At 62.0% G+C, this 17,298-nt stretch carries 19 protein-coding genes; 11 read left to right on the forward strand and 8 right to left on the reverse strand.

The genetic code is table 11. The features are described from left to right. Positions 1 to 7: 7 nt before the first annotated feature. The 5 genes from AB7783_RS13060 to AB7783_RS13080 form a co-directional block, all read right to left on the reverse strand. Complete coding sequence (locus tag AB7783_RS13060) at positions 8 to 1,174, reverse strand: vWA domain-containing protein (RefSeq protein WP_175365834.1); 1,167 nt, start codon at positions 1,172 to 1,174, stop codon at positions 8 to 10. A gap of 190 nt (positions 1,175 to 1,364) precedes the next feature. Next, positions 1,365 to 2,273: an AAA family ATPase gene (locus AB7783_RS13065; RefSeq protein ID WP_175365819.1), complete on the reverse strand. Its 909-nt coding sequence runs from the start codon at positions 2,271 to 2,273 to the stop codon at positions 1,365 to 1,367. Between the two features lie 38 nt (positions 2,274 to 2,311). Next, positions 2,312 to 3,118, reverse strand: a complete 807-nt coding sequence (locus AB7783_RS13070; RefSeq protein ID WP_089264989.1) for an FAD binding domain-containing protein — start codon at positions 3,116 to 3,118, stop codon at positions 2,312 to 2,314. A gap of 46 nt (positions 3,119 to 3,164) precedes the next feature. After that, positions 3,165 to 3,650, reverse strand: a complete 486-nt coding sequence (locus tag AB7783_RS13075) for a (2Fe-2S)-binding protein (protein WP_089264990.1) — start codon at positions 3,648 to 3,650, stop codon at positions 3,165 to 3,167. A 171-nt stretch (positions 3,651 to 3,821) separates the two neighbouring features. Beyond that, positions 3,822 to 4,268 (reverse strand): SRPBCC family protein, encoded by a 447-nt coding sequence (locus tag AB7783_RS13080; protein ID WP_089264991.1) that lies wholly within the window; start codon positions 4,266 to 4,268, stop codon positions 3,822 to 3,824. A 211-nt stretch (positions 4,269 to 4,479) separates the two neighbouring features. Between AB7783_RS13080 and AB7783_RS13085 the strand changes: the two genes are divergently transcribed. Genes AB7783_RS13085 through AB7783_RS13095 form a run of 3 tightly spaced genes read left to right on the forward strand, consistent with a single transcriptional unit; the run spans position 4,480 to position 7,035 of the window. After that, positions 4,480 to 5,829, forward strand: coding sequence for a 3-carboxy-cis,cis-muconate cycloisomerase (locus tag AB7783_RS13085; RefSeq protein WP_441277862.1), 1,350 nt, complete (start codon positions 4,480 to 4,482; stop codon positions 5,827 to 5,829). A 23-nt stretch (positions 5,830 to 5,852) separates the two neighbouring features. Then, a complete protein-coding gene (gene pcaD, locus AB7783_RS13090) occupies positions 5,853 to 6,632 on the forward strand; it encodes a 3-oxoadipate enol-lactonase (RefSeq protein WP_231080065.1) in 780 nt (259 codons plus the stop codon). A 13-nt stretch (positions 6,633 to 6,645) separates the two neighbouring features. Beyond that, positions 6,646 to 7,035 carry a carboxymuconolactone decarboxylase family protein gene (locus AB7783_RS13095; protein WP_120292724.1) on the forward strand — a complete coding sequence of 130 codons (390 nt, stop codon included), beginning with the start codon at positions 6,646 to 6,648 and terminating at the stop codon, positions 7,033 to 7,035. A 12-nt stretch (positions 7,036 to 7,047) separates the two neighbouring features. Here the strand turns inward: AB7783_RS13095 and AB7783_RS13100 are convergent, their stop codons facing one another. Further along, entirely contained in the window at positions 7,048 to 7,662 is a 615-nt protein-coding gene (locus AB7783_RS13100) for a hypothetical protein (protein WP_441277863.1), read from the reverse strand. Positions 7,663 to 7,900: 238 nt separating this feature from the next. Beyond that, positions 7,901 to 8,053, reverse strand: coding sequence for a hypothetical protein (locus tag AB7783_RS13105; RefSeq protein ID WP_170849538.1), 153 nt, complete (start codon positions 8,051 to 8,053; stop codon positions 7,901 to 7,903). A 318-nt stretch (positions 8,054 to 8,371) separates the two neighbouring features. Here AB7783_RS13105 and AB7783_RS13110 point away from each other — a divergent pair, with 318 nt between their 5' ends. From AB7783_RS13110 to AB7783_RS13135, 6 genes are all read left to right on the forward strand, one after another. After that, a complete protein-coding gene (locus AB7783_RS13110; protein ID WP_089264995.1) occupies positions 8,372 to 9,289 on the forward strand; it encodes an ABC transporter permease subunit in 918 nt (305 codons plus the stop codon). Positions 9,290 to 9,299: 10 nt separating this feature from the next. Beyond that, positions 9,300 to 10,622 (forward strand): high-affinity branched-chain amino acid ABC transporter permease LivM, encoded by a 1,323-nt coding sequence (livM, locus tag AB7783_RS13115; RefSeq protein ID WP_120292726.1) that lies wholly within the window; start codon positions 9,300 to 9,302, stop codon positions 10,620 to 10,622. After that, the gene (locus AB7783_RS13120; protein ID WP_089264997.1) at positions 10,619 to 11,449 is read left to right on the forward strand and encodes an ABC transporter ATP-binding protein; all 831 of its coding nucleotides are present in this window, start codon (positions 10,619 to 10,621) and stop codon (positions 11,447 to 11,449) included. The genes livM and AB7783_RS13120 overlap by 4 nt, the downstream gene beginning before the upstream one ends. A gap of 11 nt (positions 11,450 to 11,460) precedes the next feature. Next, the gene (locus AB7783_RS13125) at positions 11,461 to 12,183 is read left to right on the forward strand and encodes an ABC transporter ATP-binding protein (RefSeq protein ID WP_175365835.1); all 723 of its coding nucleotides are present in this window, start codon (positions 11,461 to 11,463) and stop codon (positions 12,181 to 12,183) included. 139 nt (positions 12,184 to 12,322) lie between these two features. Continuing rightward, a complete protein-coding gene (locus AB7783_RS13130; RefSeq protein WP_439088391.1) occupies positions 12,323 to 13,432 on the forward strand; it encodes a branched-chain amino acid ABC transporter substrate-binding protein in 1,110 nt (369 codons plus the stop codon). Between the two features lie 306 nt (positions 13,433 to 13,738). Then, on the forward strand, positions 13,739 to 14,854 hold the full coding sequence (locus AB7783_RS13135; RefSeq protein WP_093756457.1) for a branched-chain amino acid ABC transporter substrate-binding protein: 1,116 nt from the start codon (positions 13,739 to 13,741) through the stop codon (positions 14,852 to 14,854). A 154-nt stretch (positions 14,855 to 15,008) separates the two neighbouring features. On the opposite strand, the gene AB7783_RS13140 is transcribed toward AB7783_RS13135, so the two are convergent. Beyond that, complete coding sequence (locus AB7783_RS13140) at positions 15,009 to 15,683, reverse strand: TetR/AcrR family transcriptional regulator (RefSeq protein WP_068736006.1); 675 nt, start codon at positions 15,681 to 15,683, stop codon at positions 15,009 to 15,011. Between the two features lie 221 nt (positions 15,684 to 15,904). On the opposite strand from AB7783_RS13140, the gene AB7783_RS13145 reads away from it, so the two are divergent. Together AB7783_RS13145 and AB7783_RS13150 are read left to right on the forward strand one after the other, a co-directional pair. Then, complete coding sequence (locus AB7783_RS13145) at positions 15,905 to 16,483, forward strand: DUF2147 domain-containing protein (RefSeq protein ID WP_441277864.1); 579 nt, start codon at positions 15,905 to 15,907, stop codon at positions 16,481 to 16,483. Positions 16,484 to 16,567: 84 nt separating this feature from the next. Then, positions 16,568 to 17,230, forward strand: a complete 663-nt coding sequence (locus tag AB7783_RS13150; RefSeq protein WP_441277865.1) for a DUF3313 domain-containing protein — start codon at positions 16,568 to 16,570, stop codon at positions 17,228 to 17,230. Positions 17,231 to 17,298 lie beyond the last annotated feature (68 nt).

The following is a 17,298-nucleotide window of genomic DNA, read 5'->3' on the forward strand; positions in this document are numbered from 1 at the left end:
GCCTCTCTTAAGCTGCGGGCCGGATCAGGCTGCGGTGATGGACCGGGGGCGCCGATGACAGCGCCTTAATCAGTCCGTCGATCGAACTCAAATTATGCACCGGGCGGAATTCGTCAACGTGCGGGAGCATCATTTTGATGCCCTGCGCTTTCGGCTCGAAGCCGTCGAAGCGCAATAGCGGGTTGAGCCAGATCAGCCGCCGGCAGGAGCGATGCAGCCGGTCCATCTCGAAGGCCAGTTGGGAATCCGCCTCCCGCTCCAAACCGTCGGAAATTAGCAGCACGATGGCGCCCTGGCCGAGTACGCGGCGTCCCCAGAGCTTGTTGAAGTTGTGCAGCGACGCGGAAATGCGCGTGCCGCCGGCCCAGTCTTCTACCGAGGCCGAGCACGAGGCCAGCGCCTCGTCGGGATCACGCGACCGCAGCGCCCGCGTCACATTGGTCAGCCTTGTGCCAAACAGAAAAACCGAGACGCGCTTGCGGGCGTCCGTAATGGCATGAAGGAAGTGCAGGAACAGCCGGGTATATTCACTCATCGAGCCGGAGATATCGAGCAATGCGACAATCGGCGCCGGCTTATCGATCAGGCCTAGTCTGCGGATATCGATAATGTCGCCGCCCGTACGCAAGCTGCCGCGCAGCGTGCGCCGCAGATCGAGCCGCGCGCCGTGCTTGTCCGGCTGGGTGCGGCGCGTGCGCAGTTCAGCTTGCGGCAGCCGCATATTGGCGATAGCGCGCGTGACCTCGGCGATCTCCGCTGCGCTCATCTGCGCAAAATCCTTCTTCTGCAGCACTTCGCGGTCGGAGACCGAGAGCCTGATCTCCTGCTCCTGCGGCGCCTCTCGCTCTGTGCCCTGCGCCGGCTGCGCCATCGCCTCCTGCACGCGGCGCGAGGCCGGCGGCGGCTTGCGCTTGGCATCGTCGGGCAGCGGCACCGAATCCAGCATCTGCTTCCATTCGTCGGCCGCACGGAAGAACAGATCGAAGGCCTGGGCAAACACCAACGCGTGCTCGTGGCGTTTGACGAAGATTGCTTCCAACGTCGTAAACACGTCAGCGCGCTTGCCGATCTCGATCATCTGCAAGGCATTGAGCGCATCGATCACCGCACCCGGCCCGACCGGCAGCCCGGCGGCGCGCAGCGCACGCGCGAAGCCGATGACATTGTCTGCCATCTGGCCGGTCGGTGGATTGAGATGGTCGATGGGCAAACCTAACTCCGTCGTTCCGGGGCGGGCGCGCCACTTGCGCGACCGAACCTCAGCCACTCCAATTGGAGTGGTGGGGAACCTCGATGTGTTCAACTACTTCGGGATTCCGGGTTCGCGTTCGGCTATCGCCGCCCGCGCTCCGGAATGACGAGTGTTAATCGCTCGTCGCTTCCTTGATCACCTTCGCCAGCGCATCGCCCTGCATGCGCTGGATGTCGTCCTGATACTTCAACAGCGCGCCCAGCGTATCGCCCACCACCTGCGGCGTCAGCGAGCGGGCGTCGAGTTCGGTCAGCGCGGTCGCCCAGTCCAGAGTCTCGGCGACGCCCGGCGATTTGTAGAAATCCTGGTCGCGCAGTGCCTGCACGAACCTCACCACCTGCTGCGAGAGCTTTGCGGAGATGCCCGGCACCCGCGACTTGACGATTGCGAGTTCGCGCTCGGCGTTGGGATAGTCGACCCAGTGATACAGACAGCGCCGCTTCAGCGCGTCGTGAATCTCGCGGGTGCGGTTCGAAGTGACGATGACGATGGGCGGCGATGGCGCCTTGACCGTGCCGAGCTCGGGGATCGTCACCTGGAAGTCGCTAAGGATTTCGAGAAGATAGGCTTCAAACGCCTCGTCCGCGCGATCGAGCTCGTCGATCAGGAGCACCGGCGCGCCGTTGACGTCCGGCTCCAGCGCCTGCAGCAGCGGACGCTTGATCAGGTAGCGCTCGGCGAAGATGTCGCTGGCCAGCTGATCGCGGTCGGTATCGCCGGCAGCTTCCGCCAGACGGATCGCAATCATTTGCGATGCGCTGTTCCACTCATAGACAGCGGAAGACACGTCGAGGCCTTCGTAGCACTGCAGCCGGATGAGCTTGCGACCAAGCGCGGCCGACAGCACCTTGGCGATCTCGGTCTTGCCGACGCCGGCCTCGCCTTCGAGAAACAGCGGCCGGCCCATTTTCAGCGAGAGATAGGTGACTGTCGCCAGCGAACGCTCGGCGAGATAGCCGCGCGATGTCAGCAATTCCAGCATGCCATCGACGGAAGTGGGGAGCGCCGATGGCTTAGTCATGAGAGAACCAATCCGGAAAAGTGCGGACCTGACAAATATCAGGCCCGGTTGTTGGCAGCTTCGACCGCACGCTTGGCCAGCACGCCGATCAGATGCGCCCGATATTCAGCGCTGCCATGGAGATCGCTGTTGAGGCCTTCGGCCGGCACCGTAAGCCCGTCGAGCGCCTTTGGCGAGAACCGCTTCTGCAACGCAGCCTCGAACTCCTCGACGCGGAACACGCCATCCGAGCCTGCACCGGTGACCGTGACCCGCACGCCCGAGGGCAGACGCGCCACGAACACCCCCACCAGCGCGTAGCGCGAGGCCTGGTTGCGGAACTTGATATAGGCGGCCTTCTTCGGCACGGGGAAGGAGACCTTGGTAATGATCTCGTCGGCCTCCAGCGCGGTCGTGAACAAGCCCTGGAAGAACTCTTCCGGCTTCAGCTTGCGCTTGTTGGTGGTGATGGTGGCGCCAAGCGCCATCACAGCCGCTGGATAGTCGGCGGTGGGATCGTTGTTGGCGAGCGAACCACCTATGGTGCCCTTGTGGCGCACAGCGGGATCGCCGATCAGGCCGGCGAGTTCGGCCAGCGCCGGGATGGCTTCACCAACGATCGGCGATGCCGCGACGGCGGCATGCTTGGCGAGCGCGCCGATCACCAGCGAGCGGCCCTTCATCTCGATGCCGTCGACACCCTCGATATGCGAGAGATCGATGATATGCGGCGGCGCCGCCAAACGCTGCTTCATGACCGGCACCAGCGTATGACCGCCGGCAATCAGCTTGGCGTCTTCGTTCTTGATGAGGAGATTGGCGGCCTGCCGCACGGTCGACGGACGATGATATTTGAATTCGTACATGGGTGGGGATCCCTAATTCGCGGTGCGCGATTATCGTTGTGCGTCGTTATGCGAGATCGGACTTCGCCATCGCCTTGGCGCCGGCTGCGATCGACGCCACGATGTTCTGATAACCGGTGCAGCGACAGAGATTGCCTTCGAGTTCTTCGCGGATCAGGTGATCGCTGAGATCATGCCCCTTGCGATGCACGAGGTCGACCGCGGTCATGATCATGCCCGGGGTGCAAAAGCCGCACTGCAGACCGTGATGCTCGCGAAACGCTTCCTGCATCGGATGCAGCGGCGCACCGTCGGCGGCGAGGCCTTCGATGGTCTTCACCTCGTGACCGTCGGCCATGACAGCGAGCGTGGTGCAGGACTTCACGGCCTTGCCGTCGAGATGCACAACGCAGGCGCCGCATTGCGACGTGTCGCAACCCACATGGGTGCCGGTGAGCCGCAGATTTTCACGCAGAAACTGCACCAGCAATGTGCGCGGATCGATATTGCCGGTGACGGGATTGCCGTTCACGATCATCGAGATTTTGGCCATATGCACTCTCTTGGTCCGCGTCCCATTGCGTGGCGACACGGTCATTAAAATCATTCCAAATGCATAATATGGCCCATCCCGGCAATGAGCAACCTCAAGTCGGGACGGTCTCTGGTGTGTTTTTCTGCGGTATCAAGCACACTTGATCGCCGCTATCAGACGCTCCGAACCTTAGCCTTGAACGGCTTTGGCGAAGTTCGCGAAGAACTCGTCGGCGATCTTCTTGGCTGAACCGTTGATCAGGCGCTGACCGAGCTGGGCCAGCTTGCCGCCGATCTGGGCTTCCACATTGTAGGTCAGGAGTGTGCCGCCGTCCTTGTCGGTCAGGCCGACGACAGCGCCGCCCTTGGCAAAGCCGGCAACGCCGCCCTCGCCTTCACCGGTGATCTTGTAGCCGTTGGGCGGATCGAGATCGCTCAGCGTGACCTTGCCCTTGAAGCGCGCGGAGACCGGGCCGACCTTGATCTTCGCCGTGGCGCGGAAGCCGCCCTCCTCTGTGGTCTCGAGCTCTTCGCAGCCCGGGATGCAGGCCTTCAGCACTGCGGGGTCGTTGAGCTTTCCCCATACCACTTCGCGGGGCGCGGCAAGCTGGACTTCACCGCTCATCGTCATGGCCATGGGTCTGTCTCCTGAATTTGTCGCCGTCCGGAATTGAGGCTGTCATCCCCAAGGGATTGAACCCTCAATCCCAAGTAATGCACGGACGGCGCAAAGGAAAGACCGCCTGGCGAGATGGGGCGATGCCTATTCGCAGTGCAACAGGCGACGGCGGCAAGAAGATTGCGGGGGATTGGCAGACTCTGCCCGGAATGGTTAGGGTCCCGCACAGATGAGCACATCCCTGTCCCCTTTGCTGGCACCCTTGTTGTCGAGCCCCGCGATGCGTGCGGTTTGCGATGATACCGCCCATTTGCAGCATATGCTGGACTTCGAAGCCGCACTGGCGCGGGCCGAGGCCGCAGTCGGGGTGATTCCCGCCAGCGCGGTGGCGGCCATCGAGGCCGCCTGCAAAGCAGACCAGTTCGATCTCGCTGCACTCGCCGATGCAGCCACGCGTTCCGGCAATCTCGCCATCCCGCTGGTCAAGACGCTCACCGCCAAAGTGGTGAAAGCCGATGCCGAGGCCGCGCGCTACGTGCATTGGGGCGCCACCAGTCAGGACGTCATCGACAGCGCAACCATGCTCGGCCTGCGCGCCGCCATCGACGCTCTGCTCGCGGATTGCGACCGCGCCATCGCCGGCTTTGCAGCCCTTGCGGTCAAGCACCGCAACACCGCTGTCGTCGCCCGGACCTGGTTGCAGCACGCGCTGCCGATGCCATTCGGGCTGAAGCTCGCCGAATATGCCTCGGCACTGCACCGCTCGCGCCTGCGGCTGAAACGATTGCGCGCCGAAGGCCTCGCACTGCAATTCGGCGGCGCTGCCGGCACGCTGGCTGCGCTCGGCGACAAGGGCCTCGTCGTTGCAGAGCAGCTCGCCAAGGAATTGCAGTTGCCGCTGCCCGATGCGCCATGGCACACCCATCGCGACCGTATCGCCGAAGCGGCTTCAGTGATGGCGATCCTGTCCGGCAGTTGCGGCAAGATCGCCCGTGACGTCTCGCTGATGATGCAGACGGATGTCGGCGAAGCGTTTGAACCGTCGGGTGAAGGCCGCGGCGGCTCCTCCACCATGCCGCACAAGCGCAACCCGGTGGCATCGGCCTCCGCGCTTGGCGCCGCGACCATGGCTCCGAATCTGGCTGCAACGATCTTTGCCGCGCAGATCCAGGATCACGAGCGCAGTGCCGGACCGTGGCACGCCGAATGGCCGACGCTGCCGACGCTGCTGCTGGTGACATCGGGCGCCCTTGCCGCCATCGTCGATATGGCCGAAGGGCTCGAGGTCGATGCCGAGCGGATGCGCAGCAACCTCGACACCACCCACGGCCTCATTATGGCGGAAGCCGTGACCTTCGCGCTCGCCGAAAAGCTCGGCAAGAGCGACGCCCATCATCTGGTCGAAGCCGCCACCAAGCGCGCCGTTGCCGAGAAGAAACATCTGCGCGATGTGCTCACGGCTGATCCCAAGGTCAGCGCGCAGCTCAACGCCGCCGCCATCGCCAAATTGTTCGAGCCGATGGACTATCAGGGTGTCTCGCAGGCCCTGATCGACCGCATGCTCGCCTCACTCAAGTAATAAAGAAACGCGGGAGACACACCATGCCCATGATCGACGCCGACGGCTGCCTGCTGAATGTCTCCGTGGAGGGCCGCGACAGCGGGCCGACGCTGATGATGTCGAACTCGCTTGGCTGCACCATGGCGATGTGGGAGCCGCAGATGCCGGCGCTGACAAAGCTGTTTCGCGTGATCCGCTACGATCGCCGCGGCCACGGCAAGTCCGGCATGAACGGCCCGACCTCGATGGAACGCTACGGCAAGGATGTGCTGGCGATCCTCGACGACCTCAACATCGATAAGGTGCACTGGTGCGGGTTATCGATGGGCGGCATGGTCGGCCAGTGGTTAGGCGCCAACGCGCCTGAGCGTTTCAACAAGATCATCCTGGCCAATACCAGCTGCTACTATCCGGATCCGACCAACTGGCATAACCGCATCAAGGCGGTGCGCGAGGGTGGCCTCAAAGCGGTGGCCGATGCCGTCATCGGCGGCTGGCTCACCGCCGACTTCCGCGAGCGCGAGCCAGAGACCACCGCGAAGATGAAGGCGATGCTGATCGCCTCGCCGGTCGAAGGTTATCTCGCCGCCTGCGAGGCACTGAGCACGCTCGATCAGCGCGCGCTGCTGCCCAAGATCAAAAGCCCAACGCTGGTGATCGCCGGCCGTCAGGACAACGCAACACCGGTTGCGGCTGGTGAACTGATCCGCAGCAACATCCCCGGCGCCAGCATGACGCTCCTGGATGCCGCACACATCTCGAACGTCGAACAGCCCTACGCTTTCACTGACGCCGTCGTTGGCTTCCTGACGCAGCGCTGAACGGAGACCTAAGATGGACGAGCAACAGCGCGCCGCTGAAGGCACTGCAAAACGCCGTAAGGTTCTCGGCAATGCCTGGGTCGACAAATCGGCCGCCGGCAAGAACGCATTCAATGCGGATTTTCTCGATCTGATCAGCCGCTACGCCTGGGGCGAGATCTGGACGCGGCCGCATTTCGATGATCGCACGCGCCGCGTCTTGGTGATCGGCACCATGCTGGCGCTCGGCCAGTGGGACGAATTTCGCATGCATGTGCGCGCCGCCCTCACCGAAGGCGGCTTCACACCTGACGACATCAAGGAAATCCTGTTGCAGCAGGCGATCTATTGCGGCGTCCCGGCGGCCAATCACGCGACCAAGGAAGCCGGCGCGATCATTAAAGAACTCGGACTCGCCATTTAGGCGACCTTCTAGTTAGGCGACTTTTTGCAGAAGCTGTGCGTCGTTGGCTGCCTTGCCCGGCTGCCCGGGATCAAGCTCCTGCGCCGCCGCGCGGCGTAGCGGCGGCTCGATCGCCATCAGCACCGCGGTGCCCAGCAGCAGCAGCAATTCTGTGATGTGCAGGCGCATTGCGGCGATCTCGCCGACTTTCGATGCCATGATCATACTGGCGAACGAGATCACGCCGCCGATACCGAGCGCCATCATCAACGCCTCATCGCAGCCGCCCGTCTTGCGGATTTTCGGCCGTGTGATGAACACCAGGAATACCATGAAGAAAGCAACCACCGTCAGCTTGCCGACGGCGAGCAGCCACGCATAGCGCACCGTGCCCATGCTGGAAAATTGCATGTAGTCGCTGAGAAACAGCGCCAGCGAAATATTGGGCCGCTCATAGAAGCCCTGGATCGGCGAGACCATGATGCGGAACGCGAAGATGGTCCAGGTCGGGATGAAATAGCAGGCGATCAGCGCGCCCGTGAACGTGCTGATCCGCCAAGTCTGAAACGTACCGGTCTGAAACGTGCCAGCAGCCTGGAGAGTTCCACCCTGATGGGCTCCGGTCTGGTCTGCGCTGCTCTGATCCATCACGTCGTCCATCGCTCTGCCGGCGACTCGCAGGAGTCGCACGCCTGCGCCGACGTAACGCCCGTTCAATCAGACGGACAATGTAAACCAATTGGTAACCTTAATTCGAAAATTGCCGGGATAAACGGCGGGAGAATACGATCAGGACTTGCCAAACGAAAAGCCCCACCTTTCGGCGGGGCCTTCCACATGGGTCGCTGAGAACGCCCCAAATCTCGATTGATGGCTGCCTGACGGCCTATCTCTGGCCCTGCCGGCCCGGGTCCTGCTCATGGTCGGGCTTCATTCCACCGCCCTGCTGCTGACCGGGCTTCTGGCCCTGCTGCCCGGGGTTCTGGCTCTGCTGGCCTGGCTTCTGCTGACCGGGCTTTTGCTGGTTCTGATTGGACATTCTTCAATCTCCTGTGTTGAACCATTCAACGCCCGACAACGTGCAGCCCCGATCTTCGTTTCGGTTCCCGCGTGATGATTGCAAGGCCGTTGCGCGGCGCAACTGTGACACCGGAACAGCCGCAAATAAGGCGCGGATTTGTGTGCGCTGCGGCGCAAGCGAACGGACGCCAATCGCCGCGAAAAACAGCATGTACAGGCTACTTTAGCCGCACCAGCCCCTGTTGCCGCCTCCAATGGCCGCTGTTAGAAAACGATACAACGACGCAATGATCCGGCTGCCGGATCATGGTGGCGCCTCACTCGAATTCGGCAGCGCATGGATTATTTCGCCCAGCAACTGATCAACGGTCTCGTGCTCGGCTCCATCTATGGCCTGATCGCGATCGGCTACACGATGGTCTACGGCATCGTCGGCATGATCAATTTCGCCCATGGCGATATCTTCATGATCGGCGGCTTCATCGCGCTGATCACTTTTCTCATCCTGGTGTCGATCGGCCTTACCGCGGTGCCGGTGATCCTGCTGCTGGTGCTCCTGGTCTCGATGGCGATCACCTCGCTCTATGGCTGGACCATCGAGCGCATCGCCTACCGTCCCCTGCGCCATTCCTTCCGCCTAGCGCCGATGCTGTCAGCGATCGGCATGTCTTTTGTGCTGACCAATTTCTCGCAGGTCGCACAGGGCGCCCGCGTCAAGCCGGTGCCACCGATCATCACCGGCGGCTACACACTGCATGAAGGCGCCGACGGTTTCGCCGTACGCTTGTCCAACATCCAGATCATCGTCGTCATCACCACCATCGTGCTGCTGGCGCTGTTCACCTGGCTGGTCGCGCGCACGCGCCTCGGCCGCGACATGCGCGCCTGCGAGCAGGACCAGACCATGGCCTCGCTGCTCGGCGTCGATGTGGACCGCACCATCTCCATGACCTTCGTGATCGGCGCAGCCTTGGCTGCGGTCGCGGGCATGATGTACCTGCTCTATTACGGCCTCGTGGATTTCTTCATGGGCTTCGTCGCCGGCATCAAGGCCTTCACGGCCGCCGTGCTCGGCGGCATCGGCTCGCTACCTGGCGCGATGCTCGGCGGCTTGCTGATCGGCCTGATCGAGACATTGTGGGCCGCCTACTTCTCCACCGAATACAAAGATGTCGCCGCCTTTTCGATTCTGATCGTGGTGCTGATCTTCCTGCCGACCGGCCTGCTCGGCCGTCCCGAAGTCGAAAAAGTCTGACGGGATCCAAGTGGCAGCAAACGCATCACAAGCTAAGACTGCCCGCGGGCCGGACGCCGCATTCATCCTGAAGAAGGCCGTGATCTCCGCACTGGTCGCGCTGGTGCTGTTCTCGCTGATGATCGGCATCCGCACCGAGGCCGGCTCCGACGGACAACTGACCTGGTGGACCCGCTTCGGCGATCTCGCTGCCATGGTCGCCGTGGTGTTCGGCGGCAGTATCGTGATGGAGTTGCTGCGACACTGGTGGGGACCGGTGGACACCGTGCGTGTCGTGCCGCCATCGGCGGCCAAGGCATTCTCCTTCGCCGGCCGTGCACTGGTGCCGGCGCTGTTGATCTTCACCTTCCTCGTCCCGGTGATCTTCTACGACGAGCGCTACATCCTCGATCTCGGCATTCTCGTGCTGACTTACGTGATGCTCGGCTGGGGCCTCAATGTGGTTGTCGGCCTCGCCGGTCTTCTCGATCTCGGCTATGTCGCCTTCTATGCCGTCGGCGCCTATTCCTACGCGCTGCTGGCCACCAATTTCGGCCTGTCGTTCTGGATCTGCCTGCCACTCGCCGGTATCCTCGCGGCGTTCTTCGGTGTGCTGCTCGGCTTTCCAGTCCTGCGGCTGCGCGGCGACTACCTCGCCATCGTTACACTGGCCTTTGGCGAGATCATCCGCCTCGTCATCATCAACTGGCAGACTCTCACCGGTGGTCCCAACGGCATCTCCGGCATTCCGCGTCCAACCATGTTCGGCATTCCGCTGACGCCGGGCGATGGCGGCCTCGCTGACCGCCTTGGCATCGAGTTCTCGCCGACCCACCGCATCGTCTTCCTGTTCTATCTGATCCTCGCGCTCGCACTGCTCACCAACTGGGTCACCATCCGCCTGCGCCGCCTACCCATTGGCCGGGCCTGGGAGGCGCTGCGCGAAGACGAAGTCGCCTGCCGCGCGCTCGGCATCAATACGACGACGACGAAGCTCACCGCCTTCGCCACCGGCGCCATGTTCGGCGGCTTCGCCGGCGCGTTCTTTGCGACCCGTCAGGGTTTCATCAGCCCGGAATCCTTCACCTTCCACGAATCCGCACTGGTGCTGGCCATCGTCGTGCTCGGCGGCATGGGCTCACAACTCGGCGTGGCCCTCGCAGCGCTCGCGATGATCGGCGGCTTCGAACTGTTCAGAGGCCTTGAGCAATTCCGCATGCTGGTGTTCGGCGGCGCCATGGTGCTGCTAATGATCTGGCGCCCGCGCGGCCTGATCGGCCACCGCGCGCCAACCGTCTTTCTCGAACGCAACACGGTGATCTCGTCCGACCTCGTCAAAGAGGGGCACGGATGAACATCAACGACATTCTCAGCGTTGAAAATCTGACGATGCGCTTCGGTGGCATCGTCGCCGTCAACGATCTCTCCTTCACCGCCGAGCGTGGCAAGATCACAGCGCTGATCGGCCCCAACGGTGCCGGCAAGACCACCGTCTTCAATTGCATCACCGGCTTCTACAAGCCGACATCCGGCACCATCAAGCTGCGCCACAGCGACGGTGAATGGCGGCTGGAGCGGCTGAACGACTTCCGCATCTCGAAGATCGCCAAGGTCGCGCGCACCTTCCAGAATATCCGGCTGTTTCCCGGCATGACCGCGCTGGAAAACCTGATGGTGGCGCAGCACAACACGCTAATGCGCGCTTCTGGCTTCACTCTTCTCGGCCTGTTCGGCGTGCCCAGCTATCGCGCCGCCGAGAAGGCTGCGATCGACCTAGCGCGCTACTGGCTCGATCAGATCGGCCTGCTGGAGCGCGCTGACGATGCCGCCGGCAACCTGCCTTATGGGGATCAGCGCCGCCTTGAAATCGCGCGTGCGATGTGTACCGAACCTGCACTGCTCTGCCTCGACGAACCCGCCGCCGGCCTCAATGCCCGCGAAAGCGCCGCGCTCAACGAGTTGCTGCTGAAGATCCGCGCCGAGCACGGCACCTCGATCCTGCTCATCGAGCATGACATGTCCGTCGTGATGCAAATCTCCGACCATATCAACGTGCTCGATTACGGTGTGAAGATCGCCGACGGAACGCCGCAGCAGATCCGCGACAATCCCAAAGTCATCGCCGCCTATCTCGGTGCCGACGAGGAAGAAGCTATCGCAGTGATGGAGGGCGAGACGTGAGCGCCGCGCCCATGCTCGCCGTCACTGGCCTGCACGCATCCTATGGCAAGATCGAAGCGCTGAAAGGCGTCGATCTCGACATCAAGCGCGGCGAGATCGTCGCACTGATCGGTGCCAATGGCGCCGGCAAGTCGACACTGATGATGACGATCTTCGGCAAGCCGCGGGCGCGCGCTGGCGCAATCATCTATGACGGCATTGATATCACCGATCTACCGACCCACGAGATCGCGCGCATGCGCATCGCGCAATCACCCGAAGGCCGCCGGATTTTCCCGCGTATGAGCGTGGCGGAAAATCTGCAGATGGGCGCCGACGTCAATGAGAGCACGCCGGCCGAACGCGCTGAAAGCCTCGACAAGGTGTTGGCGCTATTTCCGCGCCTCAAGGAGCGCATGACCCAGCGCGGCGGCACGCTGTCCGGCGGCGAACAGCAGATGCTGGCCATCGGCCGCGCGCTGATGAGCCGTCCGCGCCTGCTGCTGCTCGACGAACCCTCGCTGGGTCTGGCACCGCTGATCGCCAAGCAGATTTTCGATGCAATCCGCGTGCTCAACAAGCAGGACGGATTGACGGTGCTGATTGTCGAGCAAAACGCCAATCACGCGCTGCGTCTGGCCCATCGCGGCTATGTCATGGTCAATGGATTGATCACCCTCTCGGGCACCGGCGCCGAATTGCTGAAGGCCCCGGAGATCCGTTCCGCCTATCTCGAAGGCGGCCGGCACGGCTGACGGATCGATATCCTTCATCAAATGACGCGCAGCGCGATGCAAACAATCGACACTATTCTGAAGGTAGAATGATGCGCCAATCGCGATTCCGTCACGGCGTCGCGTTTGTCTGCATTCGAACGGAACACGGGGACTTCCTATGAAATTCATCAAACTCATCGGCCTGACGGCGGGTGCTTCGATTGCGCTGGCGTCCGTTGCACTGGCGCAGGATATTCCTGTCGCCGTCGCATCATCGATGACCGGCAGCGAATCCGCCTTCGGCCGCCAGTTCAAGAATGGCGCCGAACTCGCCGTCGCCGATATCAACGCCGCTGGCGGTCTGCTGAACAAGAAGCTGGCGCTACAGGTCGGCGATGATGCCTGCGATCCCAAGCAGGCCCGCTCGATTGCCGAGAAATTCGCCAGCGCGCGCATTCCGTTCGTCGCCGGTCACTATTGTTCGTCGTCGTCGATCCCGGCATCGGAGGCCTATGCCGACGGCAATGTGCTGCAGATCTCGCCGGGCTCGACCAATCCGCTGTTCACCGAACGCAAGCTCGCCAATGTGCTGCGCGTCTGCGGCCGCGACGATCAGCAGGGTTTTGTCGCCGGCGAGTACATTGCCAAGACCTACAAGGGCAAGAATATCGCGATCCTGAACGACAAGACGACCTATGGAAAAGGCCTCGCCGACGAGACCAGGAAGGCGCTGAACAAGGCCGGCGTCACCGAGAAGATGTTCGAGAGCTACAACAAGGGCGACAAGGATTTTAATGCTATCGTCTCGCGCCTGAAGCGCGACAATATCGATCTGGTTTACGTGGGCGGCTATCACCAGGAAGCCGGCCTCATCGTGCGCCAGATGCGCGACCAGGGCCTCAAGACGGTGCTGATGGCGGGCGACGCCATCAACGACAAGGAGTTCGCCTCGATCACCGGCCCGGCTGCGGAAGGCACGCTGTTCACCTTCGGCCCCGACCCGCGCAACAAGCCGACCGCCAAGGCGATCGTCGACCGCTTCAAGGCCAAGAACATCGATCCCGAGGGCTACACGCTCTACACCTATGCGGCATTCCAGGTCTGGTCGCAGGCCGTCGCCAAGGCCGGCACCACTGACACCAAGAAGGTGATGGACACGATCAAGGCCGGCGAATGGGACACCGTGCTCGGCAAGCTGGCCTTCGACGCCAAGGGCGACATCAAGGCCATCGACTACGTCGTCTACAAGTGGGATGCCAAGGGCGACTACGCCGAACTGAAGCAGTAACCCTTGTAGAGCCGCACTTCTCCGCGCGTAGGAGAGGTGCGGCTCGCCTCACGTCATGATGTCGATGCCTGAGCCAATGTGACGCGACTGCCACACCAGGGCGGCTTCGGCATCTTTTTTGATCCGCCGGAGCGGGCTCGCACCGCGAAAGCTATTGCGACGACCTGCCGCAGCCGGACTCACAGGCTGGCTGTTTGCGGCCGAAAATTGCCGATGACTCGGCATCAAAATAAGTTGAGAATGATCCTATCGTTCGGGCGGCCGGATTGCGCTTGTGGCCGAAAACTCTTTGCGAGGATCATCCCCATGAAACCATTGAATGTGATCGGTCTGGCCTTTGCCGCGTCGCTGCTCTCAACCGCAGCTTTTGCACAGGACATCAACGTCGCGGTCGCCGGCCCGATGACAGGCGGCGAATCGGCCTTCGGCCGCCAGATGAAGAACGGCGCCGACCAGGCTGTGGCCGATCTCAACGCCGCTGGCGGCGTGCTCGGCAAGAAGCTGGCGCTGCAGGTCGGTGACGATTCCTGCGATCCCAAACAGGCCCGCTCGATCGCCGAGAAGTTCGCAAGCTCCAAGGTGCCGTTCGTCGCCGGCCACTTCTGCTCGTCATCGTCGATCCCGGCCTCCGAAGCCTATGCCGATGGCAATGTGCTACAGATCACGCCGGCTTCGACCAACCCACTGTTCACCGAACGCAAGCTCGCCAATGTGCTGCGCGTCTGCGGCCGTGACGACCAGCAGGGCCTGGTCGCCGCCGACTACATTGCCAAGAACTTCAAGGGCAAGAACGTCGCGATCCTCAACGACAAGACCACTTACGGCAAGGGTCTCGCCGACGAGACCAAGAAGGCGCTCAACAAGGCCGGCTTCACCGAAAAGATGTTCGAGAGCTACAACAAGGGCGACAAGGACTTCAACTCGATCGTCTCGCGCCTGAAGCGCGACAACATCGACCTGGTCTATGTCGGCGGCTATCATCAGGAAGCCGGTCTGATCCTGCGCCAGATGCGCGACCAGGGCCTTAAGACCATATTGATGGCCGGCGACGCCATGAACGACAAGGAATTCGCCTCCATCACCGGCCCGGCTGCGGAAGGCACGCTGTTCACCTTCGGTCCCGACCCGCGCAACAAGCCGACCGCGAAGGCGATCGTCGAGAAGTTCAAGGCCAAGAACATCGATCCCGAAGGCTACACACTCTACACCTATGCGGCGTTCCAGGTCTGGTCGCAGGCCGTCGCCAAGGCCGGCTCCACTGATACCAAGAAGGTGATGGATGTGATCAAGGCCGGCGAATGGGACACCGTACTCGGCAAGATGGCGTTCGACGCCAAGGGCGATATCAAGGCGATCGACTATGTCGTCTACAAGTGGGACGCCAAGGGCAACTACACCCAGATCGACGCGAAGGGAACCTGAGGCGCTTTTCTAACCTCTCCCCGCCCCGGCGAAGTGAAGCTTGCCAGGCGGGGCGAGGTAAAGACAGCCTCACCCAAAATTCTGCAACACTGGAAATGTCTCCAGCAGCCAGATGCCGGCATTGGACACCATGCTGGCCGGAGTCCGGACTGATCTAGCTGTGCCGCGCAGGACGATCGCGACATCCATCCAGAAACAGCCTGACGGCGGCGGTGACACGCTCGCGCAGCTCCTTCTCCGATTTGACGATCTTGCCGCTGAGGACCATGGCTCGCACAGGGCCATCGGCCACCGCGTAGACGAACTGCTCGGCGATGAAACTGGCATCCCCTGATCTTATCTGTCCGTCGCGCATGGCGTTGGTGAAAATGCCGGCGATCTGCTCTCGCACGTGAAGGCCAGTCCCGTGATAGGCAGACGCCAGCTCCGGGAATTGATGTGCTTCGGCCATCACCAGCCGTTCCAGCGCGATGGCCGCTGGCGCGAGTGCACGCTTTGAAAGCTCCAGTCCGAGTTTGACCAAGGTCGCTTCGATCGGACCGTCGCGATTGGAGTCGGTGACGGCCGGCTTGAGAAGATCATTCGTTCCCTTCCGGATCACCGCCGCATACAGCGCCTCCTTGGAGGCAAAGCGGGCATAGAAGGTCTGCTTCGAGATCCGCGCTGTCGCCGCGATCAGATCGACGCTGATCGCCTCGAAACTCGACTCCAGGAAGAGCCCTCTCGCCACCTCAACGATGTGGTCGGTAATGCGCCCAGCCTGTTCCTTCGTCGGCCGCCCGCTGCTTCGCGGCGCGGCTTTGCTCGGCTTGGCCTTGGCAACAGTCATCTTGGCTTTCTCTCCGGGCATTCTCTGCACGCTTCCCGACTGCTTTTACCACCCGGCCCGCGCAATCGATCATTCGATTTCACCGCATATAGGCTTGCGACGGCGCACGGTAGAGTATAAATAGTACGGTATCGTTTGATTAATCTTGTAGAGGTAACGAAAGAGCGGCAGCCCTCGCGGAAATACGGGCTCCAGCGCTTTTCGTGATCCGAGGACCAGATATGGGACAGATGACATTGGTTTCCCGAATAGTCGTGCGTACCGCTCTCGCCATATGCCAGATGGCTCTCGTCAGCCCCGTCGCAGCAGCACCAGCCGATCCGAGCGGCACATGGCTCACAGAAGATGGTCGCGCGCGCATACGCATTGAACGCTGTGGATCGAAGCTGGAGCAGATTTGCGGCTATATCGTCTGGGCCAAAGAGCCCAACGACGCGAATGGGCAACCACTCAAAGACCTGAACAATCCGGACAAGACGAAGCAATCCCGACCCGTTCTCGGTCACCAATTGATCATGGGCCTGAAGCTCAACCCGGCGGGGCGCTTTGAAGGCCAGATCTACAATGCAGAGAACGGCAAATCCTACGAGATTTCGCTGTGGCGTGAGGCGATCGACCTGAAGGTCAAGGGCTGCATGATGTCGATTTTCTGCGCCACGCAGACCTGGACTCAAACCACAAATGCCGTGCCCGGACAGTTGGTGGGCATGACAGGCGATCCGAACGGCCCCAAGGCCGATAAAGAGTGGATGCAGACGGCCCAGGCGAAGCCGCCAACCACGACACGACCCAGCAAATAGCGGCTGCGGAGCTTCCGATACCACGTCGTATCGGTGCGACCGCCTTCATCACATTGACCCAAAACATCTAAACTGGAGTTTGAGATGTACACACTCTCGCGGGTGGACCGTCTGGCGGTCCTCGCGTTCTGCGCTGCCTTGGCGGGATGCGCGAGCATAGCGCCAGTGCCCTATTCGGATGTCGCTTCGTCATCCCAACTGGCACCGAATCCGTCCGATACGTCCGGCCGTATTCCGTATCGTTACTCCACCACCGTGGACTGGCGCTCCTACAACAAGGTGATCATCGAACCGATCGTGATCTACCGGGGTCCGGACCAGCAATTCGGTGACATGACCGAAGAGGACAAGGCATCCCTCGCACGCACCATGCAGGCGCGGTTCGCGGAGAAGCTGGGCAGCCGCTTCGCGCTCGCAAATCAGCGGGGGCCAAATACACTACGTGTGAGGCTGACGCTGACCGGCGCCGTCAAGACCACGCCGGTGCTCGGCACCCTGTCGCGGATCGACGTTGGGGGCCTCGTCTACAACGGCGTACAGGCGGCCCGCGATGGCGAGGGATCGATGACGGGCTCTGTCATCTATGCCGTCGAGATCTTCGATGCCGCGACGTCCCGCCTGCTCAGCGCATTCGTCACCAAGCAATATCCGAAGCCGACCAACATCAAGGCAACCGTCGGACCGCTGACTGCGGCAGAAACCGGGATCGACCAGGGAGCAGATGCGCTGATTACACAAATGAGATGATGCCACGTCGTATCGGGCTTCGTCCCTGTCGCGCGATCAGGAAAGCGCTGCACGAGCAAGTTTTCATC

The sequence above is a fragment of the Tardiphaga sp. 172_B4_N1_3 genome (assembly GCF_052076035.1).
Taxonomy (GTDB): domain Bacteria; phylum Pseudomonadota; class Alphaproteobacteria; order Rhizobiales; family Xanthobacteraceae; genus Tardiphaga; species Tardiphaga robiniae.

Excerpts from the sequence above, each read along its gene's own strand:
- AB7783_RS13105 (WP_170849538.1), bottom strand. The coding sequence starts at position 8,053 with ATGTCCAATCAGAACCAGCAAAAGCCCGGTCAGCAGAAGCCAGGCCAG.
- AB7783_RS13135 (WP_093756457.1), top strand. The coding sequence starts at position 13,739 with ATGAAACCATTGAATGTGATCGGTCTGGCCTTTGCCGCGTCGCTGCTC.
- AB7783_RS13070 (WP_089264989.1), bottom strand. The coding sequence starts at position 3,118 with ATGTACGAATTCAAATATCATCGTCCGTCGACCGTGCGGCAGGCCGCC.
- pcaD (WP_231080065.1), top strand. The coding sequence starts at position 5,853 with ATGCCCATGATCGACGCCGACGGCTGCCTGCTGAATGTCTCCGTGGAG.
- AB7783_RS13075 (WP_089264990.1), bottom strand. The coding sequence starts at position 3,650 with ATGGCCAAAATCTCGATGATCGTGAACGGCAATCCCGTCACCGGCAAT.
- AB7783_RS13065 (WP_175365819.1), bottom strand. The coding sequence starts at position 2,273 with ATGACTAAGCCATCGGCGCTCCCCACTTCCGTCGATGGCATGCTGGAA.
- AB7783_RS13085 (WP_441277862.1), top strand. The coding sequence starts at position 4,480 with ATGAGCACATCCCTGTCCCCTTTGCTGGCACCCTTGTTGTCGAGCCCC.
- AB7783_RS13080 (WP_089264991.1), bottom strand. The coding sequence starts at position 4,268 with ATGGCCATGACGATGAGCGGTGAAGTCCAGCTTGCCGCGCCCCGCGAA.
- AB7783_RS13150 (WP_441277865.1), top strand. The coding sequence starts at position 16,568 with ATGTACACACTCTCGCGGGTGGACCGTCTGGCGGTCCTCGCGTTCTGC.
- AB7783_RS13145 (WP_441277864.1), top strand. The coding sequence starts at position 15,905 with ATGGGACAGATGACATTGGTTTCCCGAATAGTCGTGCGTACCGCTCTC.
- AB7783_RS13110 (WP_089264995.1), top strand. The coding sequence starts at position 8,372 with ATGGATTATTTCGCCCAGCAACTGATCAACGGTCTCGTGCTCGGCTCC.
- AB7783_RS13140 (WP_068736006.1), bottom strand. The coding sequence starts at position 15,683 with ATGACTGTTGCCAAGGCCAAGCCGAGCAAAGCCGCGCCGCGAAGCAGC.
- AB7783_RS13100 (WP_441277863.1), bottom strand. The coding sequence starts at position 7,662 with ATGGATCAGAGCAGCGCAGACCAGACCGGAGCCCATCAGGGTGGAACT.
- AB7783_RS13130 (WP_439088391.1), top strand. The coding sequence starts at position 12,323 with ATGAAATTCATCAAACTCATCGGCCTGACGGCGGGTGCTTCGATTGCG.
- AB7783_RS13095 (WP_120292724.1), top strand. The coding sequence starts at position 6,646 with ATGGACGAGCAACAGCGCGCCGCTGAAGGCACTGCAAAACGCCGTAAG.
- AB7783_RS13120 (WP_089264997.1), top strand. The coding sequence starts at position 10,619 with ATGAACATCAACGACATTCTCAGCGTTGAAAATCTGACGATGCGCTTC.
- AB7783_RS13060 (WP_175365834.1), bottom strand. The coding sequence starts at position 1,174 with ATGGCAGACAATGTCATCGGCTTCGCGCGTGCGCTGCGCGCCGCCGGG.
- AB7783_RS13125 (WP_175365835.1), top strand. The coding sequence starts at position 11,461 with ATGCTCGCCGTCACTGGCCTGCACGCATCCTATGGCAAGATCGAAGCG.